The 1,359-nt window shown below is 34.6% G+C and carries 2 protein-coding genes, 1 tRNA gene and 1 pseudogene; 1 reads left to right on the top strand and 3 read right to left on the bottom strand.

The window, feature by feature from the left end; genetic code table 11:
* Positions 1 to 195: transposase (locus RHOW815_RS07730; protein WP_251368261.1), on the bottom strand; the 195-nt coding region annotated here is incomplete at its 3' end.
* A gap of 133 nt (positions 196 to 328) precedes the next feature.
* Here RHOW815_RS07730 and RHOW815_RS07725 point away from each other — a divergent pair.
* A tRNA-Leu gene (locus tag RHOW815_RS07725) sits at positions 329 to 411 on the top strand.
* Between the two features lie 239 nt (positions 412 to 650).
* On the opposite strand, the gene RHOW815_RS07720 is transcribed toward RHOW815_RS07725, so the two are convergent.
* Both RHOW815_RS07720 and RHOW815_RS08725 read right to left on the bottom strand, forming a co-directional pair.
* The gene (locus RHOW815_RS07720; RefSeq protein WP_215217727.1) at positions 651 to 794 is read right to left on the bottom strand and encodes a hypothetical protein; all 144 of its coding nucleotides are present in this window, start codon (positions 792 to 794) and stop codon (positions 651 to 653) included.
* 143 nt (positions 795 to 937) lie between these two features.
* Positions 938 to 1,359 (bottom strand): annotated as a pseudogene (locus tag RHOW815_RS08725) (integrase core domain-containing protein); the annotation flags it as partial.

The following is a 1,359-nucleotide window of genomic DNA, read 5'->3' as shown; positions in this document are numbered from 1 at the left end:
ACATAATTCCCATTTAGGATATTCTATGGGTAACATACGCCACTGGCAACCACTTTTTAAAATGTACAAAATTCCACAAAAAATATCATATAGATCAACTCTTCGTGGACGTGTTTTTTTGCGTGTAGACTCAAGTATTAGATGGATTTTGCTAAATTGTTTACGAGAAATATCGCTTGGATAAGAGCGGGTCATAACTACCTCCAAAGGTTTTATGAAAACTATCATTATACCTTAATGAGAAGATTTTAAACAGGTTCTTAGGCAGATTTTAGCTTAAGAACCCTTGTATTTATCTGCAATTTTCTCTACACTGCCCTATTTATGTGCCGATGTGGCGGAATGGTAGACGCGGTAGACTCAAAATCTACTTTTAGCGATAAAGTGCTGGTTCGAGTCCAGTCATCGGTATTAATAACCTCAGTTTTGGGTTTTAGTCAATAAATAAGCCCCAATTACTCTACACAAGAAATATTTCTAAGTTAATAATTATAAGCAACTAATATTATATGTATCTATCAGGGCTTACGCATGAAGAATTTCCTTTGCACCTACCAGATCTAATAAATAATCTTTACGACATGATGCAATAGACCTCTTGCGTAGTTAAATAAAAATTTCATAATTGTAGATTCCAGCAATAAGATGTCCTAGACAGAACTTGAGTTGACAGACAGCACTTCATTGACAGTGTCAATTTGGTGTAATGTGTCTAGCATTTTCATTTGTGCTAGGTGCTTTGCATCCTGAAATGTTTGCCATGGTGTCTTCCCATAACAATAGATTTCTTGCATAACCCCTTATTTTAAAGCTTTCATTTATAGATTCCTAATCTTAACAAAAGCATTTCCAGCTATATCTCTCAAACAATCATATCTCCTTGATTAAAATACTTTAAAATTTTAGATTGCTTATTGGTTATGCAAGAGATCTAATATTTCCCAAAATGGACTCGCTCTTCATTGTACTCTTTTACATATTTATCCACATCCATTTGCAGTTCTTCTAGACTATGATAAACTTTTTGCCTAAATGCTGATGCATAAAATTCATTTTGAATCGTCTGATGAAACCTCTCACAGATTCCGTTGGTTTGAGGATGCCTTGCCTTTGTTCGAGTATGTTCAATATCTTCTATTGTAAGATAAGCTCATATTCATGGTATTCCCGACTCCCACAGTACTCTGTCCCTCTACGGTTAAGTATTCTTAACACTCTTAACTCTTGTTCTTCAAACCAGGGTATTGTTTTATCATTTAATACTTCTGCTACTACTAGTGCATTTTTTCTGTCATACAACTTAGTAAAAGCAACTTTACTATAGGTGTCAATCACTGTTTGCTGATAGATCCTTCCCAC

Source organism: Candidatus Rhabdochlamydia sp. W815 (genome assembly GCF_018642185.1).
Lineage (GTDB): Bacteria > Chlamydiota > Chlamydiia > Chlamydiales > Rhabdochlamydiaceae > Rhabdochlamydia > Rhabdochlamydia oedothoracis.
This window is presented reverse-complemented; position numbering and strand designations above follow the sequence as displayed.